General features: G+C 71.8%; 1 pseudogene. It reads right to left on the bottom strand.

Going from position 1 to position 408, the window contains the following annotated elements:
* Window positions 1-328: pseudogene (locus tag EHS43_RS45950) on the bottom strand (phospho-sugar mutase); the annotation flags it as partial.
* Between the last annotated feature and the right edge of the window lie 80 nt (window positions 329-408).

The raw sequence follows: 408 nt of genomic DNA, 5'->3' as shown, positions 1-408 counted from the left end.
TCACGGCCGCGGTGTCGCGCGCGAAGTCCTCGGACTTGTGGCGGGCGTCGTAGCCGATCACCACGAGGCCGTCGGTGCTGCCGTGCTTCTTGAGGTACGCGGCGAGGCCGGCGGCGGCCCGGATGACGACCGCGCGGTTCATGCGCAGGGGGCCCGCGCCGAGTTCGCCGCGCAGGCCGGCGGTGCCGAACTGGAGCGTGCCGCTGAAGCGGGCGGTGAGTTCGGTGACGTCTCCGGCCTCGATGAGCTTCGCGAGCTCGTCGCGGGTGTCGGGGTCGGGGTCCTCGGCGAGCCAGGTCCTGGCCCGGGCGATGAGATCGTCTCGCACGGTTCGGTCAACCTCTCGTTGTCGGTCGTCTGCGGGTTCGGTGGGGCGGGCGTTTTGCGCAGTTCCCCGCGCCCCTGAAA

The organism is Streptomyces sp. RP5T (assembly GCF_003933965.1).
In the GTDB taxonomy this organism is placed as follows: Bacteria; Actinomycetota; Actinomycetes; order Streptomycetales; family Streptomycetaceae; genus Streptomyces.
This window is presented reverse-complemented; position numbering and strand designations above follow the sequence as displayed.